Genomic DNA, 18,246 nt, shown 5'->3' with positions numbered 1-18,246 from the left:
TCCTGAACTCCTCGCCCAGCCTCGGCACGCTCGTCGCGTTCGACCTGCCTCTCGACTGACCACTGCTCCTGCGACTCACCGGATCAGCGCCGGCACGGGTTGCCCGCCGGGTGCGCGGCGGTGCCGTGCACGTCGGCCTGGGACTCCGCCAGCACGATCTTCGCCAGCGGGGTTTCCAGCGCGACCGCCTGCTGCTTCACGACGCCGTTCGCGATGGTCTGGCCGTTCAGCTTCAGCGAGCCGATCACCAGCGCGATGGTCAGCGGCGCCGAGCCCACCGTGACCGGGACGCCGTTGATCTTCAGCGAGGCGACGTTCGAGCTGCCGGTCAGCGCCGGGGCGAGCCCGCCCGGGGCCGGCTGGCAGGTCGCCGCGGCCTGGGACTGGATCACGCCCAGCTCGATCGTCAGCCCGGCCGTGCTGATCACGGTCTTGTCGATCTTGGCCGTCGCCTGCGCGTGGTCACCGGCCGCCGGGGCCGCCGACTGGTTGTCGGGGGCCAGGTCGGTCGACGACGTCAGCGCGTGCGTCTGCACCTTGATCAGGCCGGCGTTGAGCGTCGCGTCGAGGACGGACTTGCTGTCGTCGGCGCAGGGCAGGTTCGCCGGGTTCGCCACGGCCGCGGTGACGCCGATGACGTTCGCGGCGGTGCCGGTGCAGGAGAAGACACCGTCGCGGTCGTCGTCGCGGATCGTGCCGACGCCGGTCGGGTCGACCAGCCCGGCGCCGGCCGGGTTCGACAGCGTCACGGTGAACGTCTCGTCCGGCTCGTCGACGGTGTCCGGGTTGACCAGCACGGTCACCGGCTTGCTCGTCTCGCCGGGCGCGAAGGTCACGTCACCGCCCGCCGCCTGGTAGTCCGCCGGCGCGGTCGCCGTGCCGTTCGCGGTGGCGTAGTGGACCGACACCGGGTTCGGCGAGGCGCCGCCGAGCAGCGACACGGTGAAGGTGGCGGGCACCGGCGCGCCGCCGGAGCCCTCGTCCACCGTGACGTCGTTGATGCTCAGGCCGAGCACGCGCACGGTCGTCGTCTCGACGTACCCGCGGGACACGCCGTCGACCTGGTAGTCGACCGTGCAGTGGTAGGTGCCGGGCGCGGCGTCGGCCGCGGCGGCGACGGTTTCGGTGAACGTGGCGACGTCCCCGCTGGCCACCTTCACGCTCGCCGGGGCGTTGGTGAGCGTCAGCTGCGGATCGCAGGCGGTGACCTTCGGGGTGACCGTGACCTCGATGGACTTGATGCCGTCGAGGATGGCCTGCGACACCTGGTTCGACGGCACGTTGTTCAGCAGCACGCCGCCGGTGGCCGTGGCGATGGCGCTCGCCTGGCCGTCGGCGTCCAGGTTGCCGACGTTGACCGCGACCACGCGGACCTTCGCCGCCTTGAGCGCGTCGATGGTCTGGGCCAGGGTGTGCCCGCCGCTGGGGTCGTGCGACGGCGCGTCGCCGAACCAGGCGATGATGCGGGTGCCGTCCGGGCGGAAGGTGACCGCGCCGGTGGCCAGTTCGTAGAGGGCGTTGAGGTCGGCTTCGGGGAGGTCGCCGCCGCCTGCCGCGGCCCACTGGTCGATGCCGGCCTGCACCGCGGCGGTGTTCGCGGTGATGCCCTGGTTGACCTTGAAGGGCACGGAGTCGGTGAAGTCCTTGTACTCGGCCACGCCGAACTGGGCGGTCGGCTGCGCGGCGAGCACGTCACCGGTGATGGCGCCGGCGTTGGTTTTGACGTTGGAGATCGCGCCGCCCATGCTGCCGGTGGTGTCCGCGAGCAGCACGAGGTCGGGGTTCGGCGGCACGGCGGAAGTGGTGACGTGCTTGGTGACGTCGGCGCTCTGCCCGGCGGAGAGCGTCAGGTCGACGGTGGCCGGATCGACCCCGGGCGGCGCCGCGGCCGCGACCGCGGCCGGGGTGAGCAAGGCACTGACCGTGGTCAGCGCGACGAACAAGGATCTCCGCGACATGGACTTCCTTTCCGAAGGCCGGATTACTGCGGGTTGCCTCGGGAAGACGGAAAAGGCGGAAATTCGTTAGCGGGCCGGGCGAACGTCACTCGGAGTGCCCTGTGTCAAGGTGCTCAACGGGTCACGGCGGCGGATCCGGGCTACGCAAACCGGGAGTTCACTGGGCCGGAAACTTGAAGATCACCGCGGGGAATTCACTCGATCCAGCGACGAAAGGCAGTGCGTCCGGTACGAACGGTGCCGGTCGCTCGGCGGAACCACGGCGGGTTTCGCGGCGCGGGGAGCGAATTTCCGCCCGAATGCCGTAGCGCCCCGGGCGCTCAGCGGTTCGCGCGGCTCGGCACGCCGAGGTCGGCGAGCACCGCACGGGCCGCCCGGGTGCCGGACGCGAGGGCGCCCTGGAGGGAACTCGTGTCCCGGTGGTCGCCGCACACGTAGAGCCCGTCGCCCAGCCGCACCTCGCGCCGCAGCTCGTGCGGCGGCGGCATCGCCGGGAGCGCGTGCCGGATCTCGTACCGGGCCACCAGCGGCCACCGCGTCGCGTCCGTGCGGTACATCCGGCCCAGCGCCCGGCGCACCTCCGGCTCCGGCAACGCCGTCAACGCCGTCGCGCTCACCAGCGCCGAGCCGGGCGGGGCGTACTCCGGGCACACCTCGCTGAGCACACTCGTGTTGACCACCGGCCCGCCACGGGCGTCGATCACGATCACCGGTTCGCGCAACGGTGAGCGCGGTGGGGCGAAGTACCATGTCGTCCCGCTGTTCCAGCGCGGTTCCCCGACCCCGGCCAGCCGGGCGGCCGCGGCACCGTCGGTCGCCACGACCACCGCGCGGGCCGGCCACACCACGCCGTCGGCCGTGCGGACGCGGCCGGGCCGGACCTCCTCGACCGGGGTGCGCAGGTGGATCGCCGACGTCGGCAGCCGCCCGGCCAGCTGCCGCGGGAGCTCGCCCATGCCCCGTGCCGGCAGCGACGGCGCCGAGCGCACGAAACTGCGCCACACCAGCTGGAAGAACCGGGCCGAGGTGGCCAGTTCCGGTTCCAGGAACACGCCGGAGAGGAACGGCCGGAACACCGTCTCCACCGCCCGCTCGGACACCCCGGCGCGCCGCAGTTCCTCCGCCGTCGTGCGGTCGGCGCGGTCGATCACCGCCTGGGCCGGGCCCGCGGCGACGCGGGCGGTGAACGCGCCGAGCGCCGCCAGGTCCTTCGCCGACAGGTACCGCCGGGCCACGATGTCGCGCAGCGCCTTGGGCGTGTCCACCGGGTTGCCGAGCAGTGAGACGCGGTCGTCGTCGGCCACCCGGACCGCGCGCTGGAACCGGCCCAGCCGCAGGGCGTCGACGTCGACCAGCCGCCGGATCGCCGGGTAGGCCGGGTTGAGGATCTGGAACCCGCGGTCCAGGCGGAAGCCGTCGACTACGTCGGTGCGCACGCGGCCGCCGACGTCGTCCGAGGCCTCCAGCACCGCGCACGGCACGCCGGCCCGGTGCAGCGTGATCGCGGCGGCGAGCCCGGCCAGCCCGGCTCCGGCGATGACGACTTCCGGCACGCCGGTCACCCCCCGAAGTACCGGGTCGAGGCGAGCCGGTTCAGCAGGCCGATCCGGCCGCGGTTGGGCACCGACCGCAGCGGGTGCCCGGCCAGCCCCCAGCCCGCCAGCAGCGTGTTGGCCGCGGCCCAGCCGGTGGTCGCCGCGCGTTCCATCAGCGCGACCGGCAGGTCGATCCGGATGCCGTCGCCGGCCAGCGCCAGCGCCGGGTCGGGGGTCACGACCGTGGGGCGGCGGGCGAAGTCGCCCAGCCCGAACAGCGGGCAGTCCTCGCGCCACAACGAAATCGACGCCGTCACCCGGGCCTCGAGGGTTTCGGGGTAGATCGCGTGCAGCCGGTCGTCCACGGCCTTCACCAGCGTTTCGCGGTCGTCGGTCGCGGCCGCGTACGCGTGCAGTTCGACGACCGAGCCGCCGGTGCCGGCCGCCCACCGGCGGGCCTCGCCCTCGTAGCGGTCGAGCAGGCTGATGTTGTCCAGCGGCGGCACGCTGCCGGTGCCGAGGAACGGCGGCCGCGCCGCGTCGACGGGCCGGTCGAGCCAGAGCCTGCGGACGAGGAACGGCGGTGCCGTGCGCAACCCGGCCACGGCCTCCCGCCACTCCGGCGTCCCGAGCGTCGGCGACGCTTCGACGATCGACTGCAGCCCGCGCACGGAACAGGCGAGCACGACGGTGTCGAACTGCCCGCTCCCGTGGGACGTCGTGACGGCGAACCCGTCGGACGTGCGCTCGAGCGCCGCCACCGGGGTGCCGGTCCGGATGGTCACCCGCCGGTCGGCCAGGTAGCCGGCCAGCGGGTCCCACAGCGCCTGGGGGAACGGCTCGGTCGGCACGTCGAACACCAGGCCCTCGCTGGAGCCGAGGAAGTAGAGGTGGAACATGGTCGCGAGCTCCGCCGCGGACAGCTCGCGCGGATCGGCGAAGAAGCTGCGCGAGAACACCTCGAAGGCCAGGTGCTTGGCCGCGTCCGGGAAGTTGATCGCGTCGAGGAAGCTCGCCGCGTCGGTTTCGTCGAGCCGGCGGTAGGTCTCCGGGACGCTGACCGTGGCCAGCGGCAGGGCGCCGCGGCCGTTGATGCGGACCAGGTCCTTCGGCGTGAACGTCGGGCTGCGCCAGGCGAACGCCAGCGCGTTCCACGGCGGCGTGCGGGGGAGACCGGCGAAGGTGTCCGTGCGGCCCTGGGCGTCCAGCAGCGGGTAGTCGGCCAGCGGGGTCAGCCGGTCGAGCCGCGGATCGGTGCGCATGAGCAGTGACCGCAGGTTGTAGTACTGGCGGAAGAAGGCGTGGAAGCCCCGGCTCATGGTGACGCCGGTGCCGTCCGGCAGCCGGTCCGCCCAGCCGCCGACCCGCCCGCCGAGGAAGCCGTCGCGCTCGAAGAGCGTCACCGTGACGCCGCGCTCGGCCAGCCCGGTGGCCGCGGTGAGGCCCGCGATGCCGCCGCCGACGACCGCCGCGGTCGGGCGGCGGCCGAGCAGCCCGGCGTCGGCCAGGCCGGGTGCGGCCGGGTGCGTCTCGATCCGGCGGTCGGTGCCGAGGGGGCGGGTCACGGGTGCTCCTGCGGGTTGGTGCCGAGGACGGTGTGGACGATGCCGTGCTGCCAGCCGGGCACCGTGCCGGTGCGGACGTCGGTGAAGCCGGCGTCGGTGAGCCTGCCGCAGAGCGCCGCGATCCCGTCGAACTCGAGGACGCTGCGGCGCAGGTGGCGGTAGAGGGTCGCGTCGCCGGTGGTGACCTTCCCGAGCGGGATGATCACGCCGGCGCAGACGGCGTTCCACACCCAGCGGGCGCGCGCCGAATCCCGCACGGAGTACTCGTGGATCGCGATGCGGCCGCCGGGCTTCAGCAGCCCGCGCAGCCGCCGCAGCTGCGTGGCCGGGTCGGTCAGGTTGCGCAGCAGGTACGCCGCCAGGATCGCGTCGAACGGCCCGGAAACGCCGTCGAGGTCCTCCACCGGCGTGTGGACGAAGGTGACGTCGTCCGGCCAGTCCTTCGCCCTGGCCTGCGCGAGCATCTCCCCGGAGGCGTCGAACGCGGTGATCGCGGCGCCGGGCACGGTCGACACCAGCGCGGCCGTCGACGCGCCGGTGCCGCAGCCGGCGTCCAGCAGCCGCAGGCCCGTCCCGTCCGGCGGCAGCTCCAGCCGCCGGGCCGAGAGCCGCAGGTGCTCGTGGTAGCCGGGGTTGGCGCCGACCAGCTTGTCGTACCACCGCGCTTCGGTGTCGAACGCCGACGGCACCGCACCGCGCGGGAGACCGTCCTTGGCCATCGCGTTCACGCTCGCTCCTCCCGGGGACCGGTTCGTTCCCACACCAGCAGCACCGCGGTCACCAGCGCGAAGCCGAAGAGGAAGTCTTCGACCGGGATGTCCCACGGGAAGCGCCAGCCGCTGATGTGCTGCGGGGCGTAGCGCACGATCGGGTCGGAGAGCTTGGTCAGCCAGCCGTCCACCGGGATCTGGAACGCCGTCACGATGGCGATGGTGATCCAGTACGCCAGGCGCCGGAACAGGCCCGTGCGCAGCAGGAAGAGCTCGGCCAGCACGACCGCGGCCACGGCGGCGACCGCCGGCACGGTGTAGCCCCACGGGATCACCGGCGCGCCTCCTGCCGGACGAGCCGCCGGAGCACCGCGAGGGTGAGCTGGACGATCTCGTAGGTCAGCACCCCGCAGACCGGGATCACCACGAAGAACAGGATTTCCTCCAGCGGCACGGAAAACGGGGCCCGGATGCCGGTGACGTGCTCGGGCGCGTAGTCCCAGACACCGGCCGCGATGGCCACCGCGTCCCAGACCAGGAACACCAGCGCGACCGGCAGCACCGCGCGGGCCAGCCGCCGCGGCTGCCGGTAGACCCGCGCGCCCGCGATCTCCAGCGGCAGCGTGACCAGGACGCACGCGGCCAGCACGACCAGGTATTCGGCCTTGCCCACCTCAGCCCACCGCCACCGGCTGCACCGGCGCGGGGTGGCGCCGCCGCGCCCACTGCGTCCGCGCGACCGCCCCGCACGCCACCGCCAGCCGCTGCCCGCGCGAAACCGCCGCGCGCCCGGCGAAGACGTCGTGGCCGGCGGCCTCGATGCGGTCGAGGATGCCGCCGTAGAGCCGCGCCGCGGTGGCCACGCACGGGCGGGAGATCGGGTGCAGCATGGCGATGCCCGGCCGGGCTTCGGCGTAGATGTCGCGGGTGACGGCGATCTGGTTGCGGATCGCGGCCCGGACCCGCTGGTCGGCCCGGCCCTCCTTGGCGCACCACTGAAGCCGGTCGCGGTCGACGCCGTGCACGGCCAGTTCGTCGGCGGGCAGGTAGACCCGGCCGCGGCCGAGGTCCTCGGCGACGTCGCGCAGGAAGTTGGTGAGCTGGAAGGCCTTCCCCAGCGCGGCGGCCCGCGGCTCGGCCTCTTCGCGCGGGGCGACGGTGCCCAGCACCGGCAGCACCTGCAGGCCGATCACCTCGGCCGAACCGTGCACGTAGGTGTCCAGCTCTTCGCGGGTGGCGTAGCCGTCGACGGTGAGGTCCATCCGCATCGAGGTGAAGAACGCCTCGAAGTACGCCTTGGCGAGGGTGTACCGGGCCGCCGTGTCGATCACCGCGGTCAGCAGCGGGTCGTCGCTCGCACCGGCGTCCAGGTCCGCGAGGAAGCGCTTCTCGACCTCCTGCAGGCGCGTGTCGAGGGTTTCGGGGGTGGCGTCGTCTTCGGGCTCGTCGACGATGTCGTCGAGCCAGCGGGCGAAGCCGTAGAGCGCATGAATCGCCGGCCGCTGCGCCGGGGTGAGCAGGCGCGTCGCGAGGAAGTAGGTGCGGCCGTGCCGGGCGTTGAGCTCGCGGCACCAGGTGTAGGCGGCACGCAGCTCCGGCTCGCGGATGCCGGCGGCGTCGAGTTCACGTCGGGTCATCGGGTCCCTCCGGTGATCCGGTCGGCAGCCAGTCTGCCGGAGATGAGCACGGTCGGCACGCCGACGCCCGGCACGGTGGCGCCGCCGGCCAGGACGGCGTTGTCCGTCCCGCGGGGGAGGTTCCGCGGCCGGAACGGGCCGGTCTGCCCGAAGGAGTGGGCGTAGCTGAAGGGGGTCCCGGCGACCAGGCCGCGCTCCGCCCACTCGGCCGGGCCGATGACGTGGGTGAAATCCGGGGTGAAGCCGGGCAGCAGCCGCGTCCGGGCCACGTCGAGGACTTCTTCGGCGTAGGAATCCGTTTCGGCGGCCCAGTCGGCGGGGCCGCGGTCGAGGTTGGGCACCGGGGCGAGCACGGAGTAGAGCTGGCGGCCCGGTGGGGCGAGCCCGGGGTCGGACGCGGTCGGCCGGGTGATCAGCAGCGACGGATCGCTCATCCGCTTCCCCTGGGTGATGAGCTCGTCGAAGGTCGAGCGCCAGCCCTGCCCGAAGGAGATCGTGTGGTGCGCGACCTCCGGCTGTGTCCCGGGGCCGCCGGCGTGCACGATGAGCGCGGACGGCGCGGCCCGCAACGCGACCGGCCGCCGCGGCTGCCGCCCGAGCAGCCGGTAGCTCTCCGGCAGTTCGGTGGTGAGCACGACGGCGTCGCACGGGTACCGGGACCCGGCGGCGGTGCGCACGGCGGTGACCCGCGATCCGGAGCGTTCCAGTTCGCGCACGGCGTCGCCGTAGGCGAACTTGACCCCGGCGTCGGCCGCGACGCGGGCGAGCGCCTGCGGCAGGGCGGCGATCCCGCCGGGCGGGAAGTACACCCCGCCGACGGTGTCCATGTAGGAGATCACCGCGTACAGGGCCAGCGCGTGCATCGGGGATTCGCCGGCGTAGAGCGCCTGGAAGGTGAATACGCGTTTCAGGCGCTCGTCGCTCAGGAACCGGCCGACCTGGCCGTCGAGCCGCCGGAAGCCGCCCAGCGCGACGAGCCGGGCCAGCTCGGGCCGGAGCATGCCGAGCGGGGAGTCGATGTTCGCGTCGATGAACCGGCCGAACTCGGCCCGGTAGAGCCGGGTGAGCCAGTCGCGCAGGCGGGTGTAGCCCGCCGCCTCGGCGGGCCCGGCGAACTCGCGGACGGCCTCGGCCATCGCGGCGCCGTCGGTGTGCACCGGCAGCGTGCTGCCGTCGGCGAACTGGGCGACGTAGGCGGGATCGAGCCGGGTGAGCGGCAGTTCGGTGCTGAAGTCGGCCCCGACGGCGGCGAAGGTGTCGGCGAGGATGGACGGCATGGTCAGCACGGTGGGGCCGGTGTCGAGCAGGTAGCCGTCGCGTGCGACCCGCCCGGCGCGCCCACCGGGGCCGGCATCCCGTTCGACGACGGTGACTTCCCGCCCGCGCCCGGCGAGGTGCAGGGCGGCGGCGAGCCCGGAGAGCCCGGCGCCCACGACGACGACGCGGTTCACCGGGCCGGGCACGGTCTTCATCGGTCACCCTCCACGCCTCGGCGGGAAGTGGTCGCGCAAGTGCGGCCGGCGCGCTCGCGGATCGGACGGTGGGGCGTGGGCCGTGCTGTGTGGCGCGGCCGGTGGGCAGGCTGCCGGGCGGTTGCCGTGGTGGGGTGTTCGTGGGTCGGCCGGCCGGGTGTGGGCCGTGCTGCGTGGCGCGGCCGGCAAGCAGACCGGCGGCCCGCTGCCGTGGCGGCGTGTTCGCCGGCGATGTGGCCCGTCATCGGTCGCGCTCCGTGCAGCGGGCCGCCAGGGCGGCGAGCAGGTCGACGGCGTGGCCGGGGATCACCGCCGGGTCGATGGCCGCCATGGCCTTGTCCGCCCGCTCGCGGATCAGCTCGCCCATCCGCTCGCGCGCGCCGGTGGCCTCGATCAGCTCCCGCCACCGCTCGACCGCCTCGTCGTCCACCGCGTCCAGGTCGATCAGCTCGGCGAACTCGGCTTGGCGGCGGCGGTCGGCCATCGCCGCGGCCAGCACGACCACGCTGGAAGCCTTGCGCTCGCGCAGGTCCTGCCCGGCCGGCTTGCCCGTGACCACCGGATCGCCGAACACGCCCAGCAGGTCGTCGCGCAGCTGGAACGCCTCGCCCACCAGGCCGCCGAACTCTCCCAGCCCGGCCAGCACCTCCGGGCCGCAGCCGGCCAGCGCCGCGCCGAACTCCAGCGGCCGCCGGACCGTGTAGTTGCCGGACTTGCGGCGCAGGACGTCGAGCAGCGTGTCCCAGCTGGGCAGTGCCCGTGCGTCGTTCACCAGGTCGGCGAGCTGGCCGACCGCCAGCTCGGCCCGCATCGCGTCGTAGTGCGGCCAGCCGCGCGCCAGCTGCTCGGCCGCGAGCCCGCTCTCCCGCAGCATCTGCTCCGACCACACCAGGAACAGGTCGCCGAACAGGATCGCGGCGGACTCGCCGAACCGCGGTGCCGAGCCGGCCCAGCCCTGCTCCTCGTGCCACCGGGCGAACCGGACGTGCAGCGCGGTGCGGCCGCGGCGCAGCTCGGCGCCGTCCATCACGTCGTCCTGGACGAGGGCGAAGCAGTGCAGCAGTTCCAGCGCGGCGACCGCGCGGACGGCGGCGTCGGAATCCGGTTGCCCGCACCGCCACCCGACGTAGGCGAATAGCGGGCGGAGACATTTTCCGCCCGCCACGAACTCCGGCACCACGGTTTCCGCAAGCGTTCCCTCACTGCGCCCGGAAAAATGTTCCGCCGCTCGCGCGCTCACGAATCCTTGCGCTGCGGCGAGGCAGCGGCGGCCCAGCGCGTCCAGCCGCTCGGCGGGCGCCTCGTCCGCGGGGGTCACCCCCGTCGTCATGGTCGCGGTCATCCGCCCCTCCCGGTGTCGGCCATTCGATTCGCAACCGTTTCACATGTGGTGTAGCTTGTCTACTTGAACCCGGTGAAAACCGGGTAACCACCGTCGAACCCGCCGGTATGCCCGCGCGGTCGCCGAAGTTCGCGCGGCGGCGCGGATCGGCGTGGCTCGGCGTGGATCGGTGCCGAAACGCAAGACCACCCCGTGGCCGGGAGGGCGATGCCACACGCCGTCCCGGCGGGCCCGTCGTCACACCCCTCGGACGCGGGCCGCGCACCCGGCGGCGCCCCGCCCACACCCGGGGCGTCGCCGGGTGTTCGTCGTGCAATTCCGCGCGCATTTACGTCGCGATTCGGCGGCGAATTAAGGAAGTGCCGAAGAAATCGAGGCCGAGTGCCCCGCCGCTTTCCGCGCCGGTCTATTCTGCTGCCGTGATGGTTTCGCGGACTGCCGCATTCACCCGTCTCCGCCCCGCCCCGCCCGCACTGGCCGCCTGGCTCTGCGCCGCGGCGACGGTGCTCTGCCAGATCCTCTACTCGGTGACCGACCCGGGCGGCCGCACGCCGCTGACCGTGCTCACCGTGCTGTGCTTCGCGGCGGCGTCGCTCGCCGACGCCTGGTCCCGCTGCGGCGCCCGCGCGGCGGCCACGCTGGCGCTGGTCGCGGGCGGCGGCGGGCTGCTGGCCGAGGTGGTCGGCCTGCACACCGGATTCCCGTTCGGGCACTACGAATACACCGGCCTGCTCGGCCTGCCGCTGGCCGGTGTGCCTGCCGTCGTCCCGCTCGCCTGGCTGATGATGGCCTGGCCGGCGCTGCTGGCCGGGCGCGCGCTGGCCGTGAAGCCGGCCGGCGTGGTCGCGGTGGCGGCGGCCGCGCTGGCGGCGTGGGACGTCTTCCTCGACCCGCAGATGGTGGACGAGGGGTACTGGACCTGGGCCTCGCCCGAGCCGTCGCTGCCGCTGGTCACCGGGATCCCGGTGACGAACTTCGCGGGCTGGCTGCTGGTCGCCGTCCTCGTCCAGGCGGCGTTGCACCGCTGGGTGCCCCGCCCGCCGGACCCGGTCCCGGCCCTGGCGGCCGGCCCGGCGCCCGCGTTGTACCTCTGGACGTGGTTTTCCTCGGTGTGGGCGCATTTCGCGTTCTTCGGACGGCCGTGGGTGGCCGTCGCCGGAGGTGTGCTCATGGGCGCGGTGGCGGTGCCGTTCGCGATCCGGCTGGGAAAGGGGATCCGGTGGGCCCGCGTTTCCGCGTGATCGTCCGCGCGGCCGCCGCGGCGGCGGTCGCCGGTGCCGCGCACGCGGCGTACAACGCGCGGATCGTCCGGGCACCGCGCGAAGGGCGGGCCCGGTGCCGGGAAGCCGTCTCGATCCTGCTGCCGCTGCGCGACGAAGCCGAGCGCGTCGGCCCGGCCCTGCGTTCCCTGCTGGCGCAACGCGGCCTCGACGACGCCGAAATCCTGGTGCTGGACGACTGTTCCACCGACGGGACGGCCGACGTCGTCCGCCGGCTCGCCGGGCCGCGGGTCACGCTGCTGACCGGCACCGAGCCACCGCCGGGGGTGCTGGGCAAGCCGCACGCGTGCCACCAGCTCGCCCAGCGGGCGCGGGGGAGCGTGCTGGTCTGCGTCGACGCGGACGTCGTGCTGGCCCCCGACGCCGTCGCGGCCGCGGTTTCCCTGCTGCGCGAGGCGGAGCTCGACGCGGTGTCGCCGTTCCCGCGCCAGCGCGCGGACGGGCTCGGGGCCCGGCTGGTGCAGCCGCTGCTGCAGTGGTCGTGGCTGGTGCTGCTGCCGCTGCGGCTCGCGGAGAGGTCCCCGCGGCCGTCGCTGGCCGCCGCCAACGGCCAGTTCTTCGTGATCGACGCGGCGATGCTGCGCAAGTGCGGCGGCTTCGCGGCGGTGGCGGGCGAAGTGCTGGACGACATCGCGTTGATGCGCGCGGTGAAGCGGGCGGGCGGCCGCGGCGTGGTCGCGGACGGCAGCCGTGTCGCGGAGTGCCGGATGTACGCGACGTGGGCGGAACTGCGCGAGGGCTACACGAAGTCCCTGTGGTCGGCGACGGGCTCGGCCCCCGCGGCGGCGGCGATCGCCGGGCTGTTCCTGGCGGTGTGGGTGCTTCCCGCGGTGGCCGCCCTGTGCGGTTCGCGGGCCGGCCTGGTGGGGTACGCGGCCGGGGTGGCCGGGCGCGCGGTGGCGGCCCGGCGGACCGGGGGCCGGGTGTGGCCGGACAGCCTGGCGCACCCGGTGTCGGTGCTCGCGCTGACGGGGTTGATCGGCCGGTCCTGGTGGGCCAGGACCACGGGCCGGCTGGTGTGGAAGGGGCGTTCGGTGGCGTCTGCGCGCCGCCTGCCGGGCGGAGGTGCCGCATGAGCGCCGTCGTCGTGGTCGGGGGCGGGATGGGCGGGCTCGCCGCGGCGGCCCGGCTCGCCGCGGCCGGGCACCGGGTCACCGTGCTGGAACGCGCCGCCTCCTGCGGCGGCAAGCTCGGCACCTTCACCCGGGACGGCTTCACCTTCGACACCGGGCCTTCGCTGCTCACCCTGCCGTCGGTCTACCGCGAGCTCTTCGCGGCCACCGGCGCCGACCTCGACGAGCTCGTCGACGTCGTCCCGGTCGATCCCGCCTGCCGCTACCGGTTCGCCGACGGCACCGAACTGGCCGTCCCGCACGAGCGTGCCGCGGTCCCGGACGCCCTGGAAGCGGCTTTCGGCGGCGGTGCCGGCGAAGAATGGCGGCAGCTCATGCAGGACGCCGAGCGGCTGTGGGGTCTCGTCGGCGAGCCCGTGCTGCGCCGCCCGCTGAACGGGACCCGGGACCTCCTCCGGCACGCCCGCGGCGTCCGGGACCTGCTGGCGATCGCGCCGTGGCGCACCCTGCGCGGCATCGGGCGCAGCCGGCTGAGCGACCCGCGGGCCCGGATGCTGCTGGACCGCTACGCGACCTACACCGGCTCGGACCCGCGGCGGCTGCCCGCCGTGCTGAGCGTCGTGCCGTTCGTGGAACAGGAGTTCGGCGCCTGGCACGTCCGCGGCGGGCTGCGCCGGCTCGCCGACGCCCTGCTGGGCCGGCTGGCGGCGCTCGGCGTCGACGTCCGGACCGGCGCGGAGGTCACCGCGATCGAGACCGGCCCGGCGGGCGTCCGCGGAGTCCGGCTGGCGGACGGCGAGCGGCTCCCGGCCTCGATCGTGGTGGCCAACGCGGACGCGGCGCACGTGTACGGCGACCTGCTCGACGACCCCCGCACGCGCGCGCCGCGCCGGGCCCTGCGCCGGACGCAACCGTCGTCGGCGGGGTTCGTGCTGCTGCTCGCGCTGCGCGGCACGACACCGGACCCGGCCCACCACCGCGTGCTCTTCCCGGCCGCCTACGACGCCGAGTTCGACGCGCTCTTCGGCCGTGCGCCCCGGCCGGTGGCGGACCCCACGGTGTACGTCTGCGCCCCCGGCGACCCGCAGCTGCACCCGCCGGGCTGCGAAGCCTGGTTCGTCCTGGTGAACGCCCCCCGCCACGACCCGGCGACGGCGGTCGACTGGACGACCCCGGGGCTGGCGGAGGACTACGCGGACCGGGTGCTGGAGGTCCTGGCGGCCCGGGGCCTGGACGTGCGGGACCGGGTGCTGTGGCGCGAGATCCGCACCCCGGCGGACCTGGAACGCACGACGGGCGCCCCGGGAGGATCGATCTACGGCTCATCGTCGAACGGCCCGAGGGCGGCGCTCCTCCGCCCGGCGAACGCGACGCCGGTGCCGGGGTTGTACCTCGCCGGCGGCTCGGCCCACCCGGGAGGAGGGCTGCCGCTGGTGGCGATGTCGGCGGAGATCGTGGCCGGGCTCGCCGGGGGAGGACCGAGCCGATGAGAGAGGGACCGGCGCAGGGCTACGGCTTCACGGAGCGGTGGGTGGGGCCGACGGCGGGAACCCGCGCTGCGCCGGGCAGGTTGCCGTGTTGCGGCTTCGCGTCGCGGTCGGCGGGAACGCGCGCTGCGCCGGGCAGGTTGCCGCGCCTCGGCTTCCTGGCGCCCACGCCGCGGTGGGTGAGGCTGGTGGTGGCCAGGCCGGTTCCCCGGCGCCTCCAGCCGGGAACCGGAGCCGCGCCGGGCAGGACGCCGCGCTGCGGCTTCGCGTCGCGGTGGGTGGGGTTGATGGCGGTCAGGCCGGTTCCCCGGCGCCTCCCGTCGGGAACCGGCGCCAAGCCGACCAGGGCGCCGCGCTTCGGCTTCACGCCGCGGTGGTTGGGGCCGTTGCCGGTCCCTTCGGCCGGAAGCCGCGCGGCGCCGACCTACCCGACCTACCCGGCCTGCCTGAACGCCCGCACGACCCCCACCCAGAGATGGGCCAAGCCGATGACCGACAACCCGGTCCCCAGCACCGCGCACGTCGTTCCCCACGGCCAGCCCGTCCACGGCGTCCCCGCCGGGGCCGACGCCGCCCCGGTCACCGCCACCGCCGTCACCACCAGGCGGGTCGGGCGCTCGGCCGCCGTGATCGCTCCCGCTCCGCGCATGCCCGCCGCCTGGGCGCGGGCGCGGATGTACTCGTGCAGCAGCGACGTCACCGCCGCCGCCGCGCACCAGCCCGGGGGTGCGCCGAGGACCAGCAGCACCGCCACGAAACACAGCTCCGTCACGCGGTCCGACGCCGCGTCGAGGACCGCTCCCAGCGGGCGGGCGCGGCCGGTGCGCAGGGCCACCGCGCCGTCCAGTCCGTCGAACACCCCCGTCGCCACGATCGCGGCCAAGGCGAGCCACAGCGCGTCGCCGCCCAGTGACGCCAGCCAGACCGCCGCCAGCGCGCTCAGCACGCCGAAGCCCGTCAGCACGTCGGGCGGCACGCCCAGCACCGGCCGGGCCAGCAGGTGGATCGCCCGCAGCCAGCCGACGGCGAGCGCGCTCCCCGAAACGTCGTGCTCGTGCACGCGGGACCAGCCCGCCACCCCGTCGTCCTCGACCGACACCGCCGGGGCACCGGCGTGAGCGGCCGGGACGTGGCCCGCCGGGCGGGCGCCGTCCTGCGGGACGCCGGCCGGGAGCTGCGTGGCCGGGACCTGTCCCTGTGGGCCGCCGGTGTCACCTTCTTCGCCGTCCTGGCCGTGGTCCCGCTGGCGCTCGTCGCCCTGCGGGGCGCGGCGTTCCTCGGGTCGCCGGCGTTCGTCCGGCACGGCGTTTCGCGCTGGGTCGACGCCCTGCCGCCCGGCCACGGGCCCGGACCGGCGCTGCAGGCCCTGACCACGGCCGCGCTCGGGACGCCGTGGACCGCGCTGCTGGTCACCCTGCTGCCGGCCACCTTCTACGGCGAAGGCCTGCTGCGCGGCCTCGTCCAGGTGGCCGGGCAGCCCGCCGGGGCGCTCGTCGGCTGGCGCGGGCGGCTGATGTTCGTGCCCGTGCTCGTCCTCAGCCCGACCCTGGCGATCGCGCCGCTGGCCACCGCCGACACGGTGGCCGGCTTCTACGCGCGCGGCGGCTGGGCGACGTTCTGGGGCATCACGCTGTCGTTCCACATCGACTGGCTGATCATCGCGGCGGTGACCGCGATCGTCTTCGCCGGCAGCGCCCCGCGCGGGGTGCGCCGGGGGCCGCTGGTGGTGGGCGCGCTCGCCGTGGCCGCCGTGCTGGCGGGGTTCTTCCACGGGTTCCTCCTGTTCCTGGCCATCCCGCTGGACTGGAGCGTGCCGTTCGGCGGCCTGGCGGCGGTCGGTGCGGTCTCGGCGTTGCTCCTGTGGCTCTACCTGCTCCACGTGCTGCTCCTGCTCGGCTACCGGCTGGCCCTCAGCGCCGAGCGCACCCGGCTCGGTGCCGAGGAGCCCGCGGAAAACGATGCAGAAGCGAGCGAGAATCCCGGCCGTTCCTGCAGGTCCGGCCGAGCCACCGGCTGAGACCCTGGATTTTTAACGCCCCCGTCATCAGTAAAGCGTTGCACAAGCGATTCGTTTGGGCCATCATCGGCCGTGCCGGAGCCGGACAGAAGAGCCGGCGCACGCCGGACCAGTGGTGGGGACGAGTGACGACCAGACCGGAACCGGAGGTCACCGACCGGGCCTCCTGGTGGACGACGGGGCAGATCGCCACCGCGATCGGGGTCTCGCCCGTCGTGCTGCGCGCGTGGGACAGCCGCTACGGTGTCGGGCCCGCCCGGCGCGGGCCCGGCGGGCAGCGGTTCTACGGGCCGCGCGAGCTGCAGCGGCTGCGCCGGATGAGCGCGCTGGTGAACCAGGGCGTCCGGGCCGGGACCGCGGCCGGGCTGGTCCTCTCCGAGGCCGTCACCCCCGCGCAGTCGCGGCTGCGGGCCGACGAGATCGACCAAGCCGCCGCCGCCATCGACCTCCCCGCGCTGGCCGTCCTGCTCGACGAGCTGCTGGCCGGGCACGGCACGATCGCCGCCTGGGTCGACGTCCTGGCGCCGGTGCTGCGCCGTCAGGGGGAGCGGTGGCGGGCCGGGGAAAGCGCCTTCGCGGCCGAATGGGCGCTGGCCGGGGCGATCTCGGCGGCGCTGCAGCGGCACGTCGTCGGCGCCCCGCCGCCCTCGGGTGAGCGGCCGGTGCTGCTGGCCTGCTGCGCGACCGAGCGGCACCCGCTGCCGCTCCAGGTGCTCGCGACGGTGCTGCGGGAAGCCGGCATCCCGGTGGTGTTCCTCGGCGAGATGGTGGCGCCCGACGTCCTCGTGCGGACGGCCGTGCGGATCGAGCCGGTGCTCGTGCTGCTCTGGTCGATGACGCCCTACACCGCCGACGCCCCGCTGCTGGCCGAGCTGGCCCGCCGGGGCGTGCCGGTGCGCGCGGCCGGGCCGGGCTGGTACCCGGTCGGCGGCCGGAACGGGCCGGTGCTCAACGGCCTCCGGGTCGCTCTGCGGGAAGCTTCCGCGCGTGCCGGACGCGTGTGGCCCTGACCGGTTCGGCCCCCGCTCGCGGAACGCGCACGCAAGCGCTGGGTAAACTGTGATTTGAGTCACAAAGGCACCTCTGTGGCGTGCAACTTGGGCACTGGGAGTGTCGAACGGGCGTCGGATGCCGTATCCGTTGAAGCGGACATAGCCGGTCGCAGGCTGTTCCGTCGCGTGTGACCACACCGGCGGACGTCCCTGGCGTGTGGGAACGTGGTGTTGATGGACGTCGACGGGGTGAGTGGCCGGGAACCCCGGGCCGGGGGTTCGTGGACGCCGGGCAAGGTCGCCGAACTGCTCGGCGTCTCGCCCGTGACCCTGCGCACCTGGGCCGCGCGCTACGGGGTCGGGCCGACGCTGCGCGACGACGGACGGCACCGGCGCTACTCCGACGCCGACGTCCGCCGCCTGCAGTACATGCAGCGGCTCATCGACCGCGGCATGCGGGCCAGGGAAGCCGCCGCGGCGGCGTTCTCCGGCGCCGACGAGACGGTGCCCGAGGTGTCGGTCGACCGGCACATCGAAGAGCTCGAGCGGGCCGCGGAAGGCCTCGAATTCGCCTCCCTGGCCGCGTTGCTGGACGAAACGCTGGACGCGCTCGGCCCGGCCGCGGCGTGGACCGAGGTGTTCGTCCCGGTGCTGCACCACCTCGGCGGCCGCTGGCTGCGCGGTGACGTCTGCTTCGAGTCCGAATGGGCGCTGACCGGCGAGATTTCGCTGGCCCTGCAGCGCTACAGCGCGGGGTTCGCCAACACCCCGCCCGGACGGCTGGTGCTGCTGGCCTGCTGCCCGGAGGAGCGGCACAGCCTGCCGATGGAGGTGCTGCGGGCCGCGCTGGTGGAGGTCGGCATCCCGGCGGTGTACCTGGGGCAGATGGTGCCGGCCGAGACCACCATCGCGATCGCCTCCAAGCTGGACCCGGTCGTGGTGTTCCTGTGGTCGATGTCCGCCAACACCGTCGACGACCTGCTGGTCCAGCGGTTGCGCCGTCGTGGCTTCGACACCGCCACGGCCGGCCCGGGCTGGGAGAACCTCACCGAGCGGGACGTCCCGTTCGTCAACGACCTGCCCGGCGCCCTCGAGCTGGCCACCGAACGCCTGAAGGCGTGAACCCGTGCCCGGGCACCGGGCGAAAGCGTTGCGCAATCGCTCCAGATGCCCGAGGA

The 18,246-nt window shown here is 74.6% G+C and carries 17 protein-coding genes; 6 read left to right on the top strand and 11 right to left on the bottom strand.

All coding sequences use genetic code 11. The features are described from left to right. Positions 1 to 83: 83 nt before the first annotated feature. The 9 genes from ABZX11_RS33330 to ABZX11_RS33290 form a co-directional block, all read right to left on the bottom strand. On the bottom strand, positions 84 to 1,958 hold the full coding sequence (locus tag ABZX11_RS33330) for a Calx-beta domain-containing protein (protein ID WP_354920512.1): 1,875 nt from the start codon (positions 1,956 to 1,958) through the stop codon (positions 84 to 86). Between the two features lie 320 nt (positions 1,959 to 2,278). Beyond that, positions 2,279 to 3,520, bottom strand: a complete 1,242-nt coding sequence (locus ABZX11_RS33325; RefSeq protein ID WP_176176715.1) for an NAD(P)/FAD-dependent oxidoreductase — start codon at positions 3,518 to 3,520, stop codon at positions 2,279 to 2,281. Then, the gene (locus ABZX11_RS33320) at positions 3,517 to 5,058 is read right to left on the bottom strand and encodes an NAD(P)/FAD-dependent oxidoreductase (protein WP_176176716.1); all 1,542 of its coding nucleotides are present in this window, start codon (positions 5,056 to 5,058) and stop codon (positions 3,517 to 3,519) included. Before ABZX11_RS33320 ends, ABZX11_RS33325 begins: the two co-directional genes overlap by 4 nt. Further along, positions 5,055 to 5,786: a class I SAM-dependent methyltransferase gene (locus ABZX11_RS33315; RefSeq protein WP_354920508.1), complete on the bottom strand. Its 732-nt coding sequence runs from the start codon at positions 5,784 to 5,786 to the stop codon at positions 5,055 to 5,057. Before ABZX11_RS33315 ends, ABZX11_RS33320 begins: the two co-directional genes overlap by 4 nt. Continuing rightward, positions 5,783 to 6,103, bottom strand: coding sequence for a lycopene cyclase domain-containing protein (locus tag ABZX11_RS33310; protein ID WP_176176718.1), 321 nt, complete (start codon positions 6,101 to 6,103; stop codon positions 5,783 to 5,785). Before ABZX11_RS33310 ends, ABZX11_RS33315 begins: the two co-directional genes overlap by 4 nt. Then, positions 6,100 to 6,441, bottom strand: a complete 342-nt coding sequence (locus ABZX11_RS33305; protein WP_176176719.1) for a lycopene cyclase domain-containing protein — start codon at positions 6,439 to 6,441, stop codon at positions 6,100 to 6,102. The genes ABZX11_RS33310 and ABZX11_RS33305 overlap by 4 nt, the downstream gene beginning before the upstream one ends. A 1-nt stretch (position 6,442) precedes the next feature. Continuing rightward, positions 6,443 to 7,405 (bottom strand): phytoene/squalene synthase family protein, encoded by a 963-nt coding sequence (locus tag ABZX11_RS33300; RefSeq protein ID WP_176176720.1) that lies wholly within the window; start codon positions 7,403 to 7,405, stop codon positions 6,443 to 6,445. Continuing rightward, a complete protein-coding gene (crtI, locus tag ABZX11_RS33295; RefSeq protein WP_176176721.1) occupies positions 7,402 to 8,877 on the bottom strand; it encodes a phytoene desaturase family protein in 1,476 nt (491 codons plus the stop codon). The genes ABZX11_RS33300 and crtI (ABZX11_RS33295) overlap by 4 nt, the downstream gene beginning before the upstream one ends. 241 nt (positions 8,878 to 9,118) lie before the next feature. Beyond that, positions 9,119 to 10,219: a polyprenyl synthetase family protein gene (locus ABZX11_RS33290; RefSeq protein ID WP_354920504.1), complete on the bottom strand. Its 1,101-nt coding sequence runs from the start codon at positions 10,217 to 10,219 to the stop codon at positions 9,119 to 9,121. 422 nt (positions 10,220 to 10,641) lie between these two features. Between ABZX11_RS33290 and ABZX11_RS33285 the strand changes: the two genes are divergently transcribed. The 3 genes from ABZX11_RS33285 to crtI (ABZX11_RS33275) are packed head-to-tail and all read left to right on the top strand — an operon-like array spanning position 10,642 to position 14,062. After that, a complete protein-coding gene (locus tag ABZX11_RS33285; protein ID WP_354920501.1) occupies positions 10,642 to 11,460 on the top strand; it encodes a carotenoid biosynthesis protein in 819 nt (272 codons plus the stop codon). Continuing rightward, complete coding sequence (locus ABZX11_RS33280; protein ID WP_354920498.1) at positions 11,439 to 12,575, top strand: glycosyltransferase; 1,137 nt, start codon at positions 11,439 to 11,441, stop codon at positions 12,573 to 12,575. Before ABZX11_RS33285 ends, ABZX11_RS33280 begins: the two co-directional genes overlap by 22 nt. Further along, on the top strand, positions 12,572 to 14,062 hold the full coding sequence (crtI, locus tag ABZX11_RS33275; protein ID WP_354920495.1) for a phytoene desaturase family protein: 1,491 nt from the start codon (positions 12,572 to 12,574) through the stop codon (positions 14,060 to 14,062). The genes ABZX11_RS33280 and crtI (ABZX11_RS33275) overlap by 4 nt, the downstream gene beginning before the upstream one ends. 19 nt (positions 14,063 to 14,081) lie before the next feature. Here crtI (ABZX11_RS33275) and ABZX11_RS33270 read toward each other — a convergent pair whose 3' ends face one another. Both ABZX11_RS33270 and ABZX11_RS33265 read right to left on the bottom strand, forming a co-directional pair. Then, positions 14,082 to 14,426, bottom strand: a complete 345-nt coding sequence (locus tag ABZX11_RS33270; RefSeq protein ID WP_354920492.1) for a hypothetical protein — start codon at positions 14,424 to 14,426, stop codon at positions 14,082 to 14,084. A gap of 66 nt (positions 14,427 to 14,492) precedes the next feature. Continuing rightward, positions 14,493 to 15,158 (bottom strand): CDP-alcohol phosphatidyltransferase family protein, encoded by a 666-nt coding sequence (locus tag ABZX11_RS33265; protein ID WP_354920489.1) that lies wholly within the window; start codon positions 15,156 to 15,158, stop codon positions 14,493 to 14,495. A 15-nt stretch (positions 15,159 to 15,173) separates the two neighbouring features. Here ABZX11_RS33265 and ABZX11_RS33260 point away from each other — a divergent pair, with 15 nt between their 5' ends. From ABZX11_RS33260 to ABZX11_RS33250, 3 genes are all read left to right on the top strand, one after another. Further along, positions 15,174 to 16,076 (top strand): YhjD/YihY/BrkB family envelope integrity protein, encoded by a 903-nt coding sequence (locus ABZX11_RS33260; protein WP_254897301.1) that lies wholly within the window; start codon positions 15,174 to 15,176, stop codon positions 16,074 to 16,076. Positions 16,077 to 16,201: 125 nt separating this feature from the next. After that, a complete protein-coding gene (locus ABZX11_RS33255) occupies positions 16,202 to 17,086 on the top strand; it encodes a MerR family transcriptional regulator (RefSeq protein ID WP_354920486.1) in 885 nt (294 codons plus the stop codon). A gap of 216 nt (positions 17,087 to 17,302) precedes the next feature. Next, positions 17,303 to 18,190, top strand: coding sequence for a MerR family transcriptional regulator (locus ABZX11_RS33250; protein ID WP_176176727.1), 888 nt, complete (start codon positions 17,303 to 17,305; stop codon positions 18,188 to 18,190). The last annotated feature ends 56 nt before the right edge of the window (positions 18,191 to 18,246 follow it).

The organism is Amycolatopsis sp. NPDC004169 (assembly GCF_040610315.1).
In the GTDB taxonomy this organism is placed as follows: domain Bacteria; phylum Actinomycetota; class Actinomycetes; order Mycobacteriales; family Pseudonocardiaceae; genus Amycolatopsis.
This window is presented reverse-complemented; position numbering and strand designations above follow the sequence as displayed.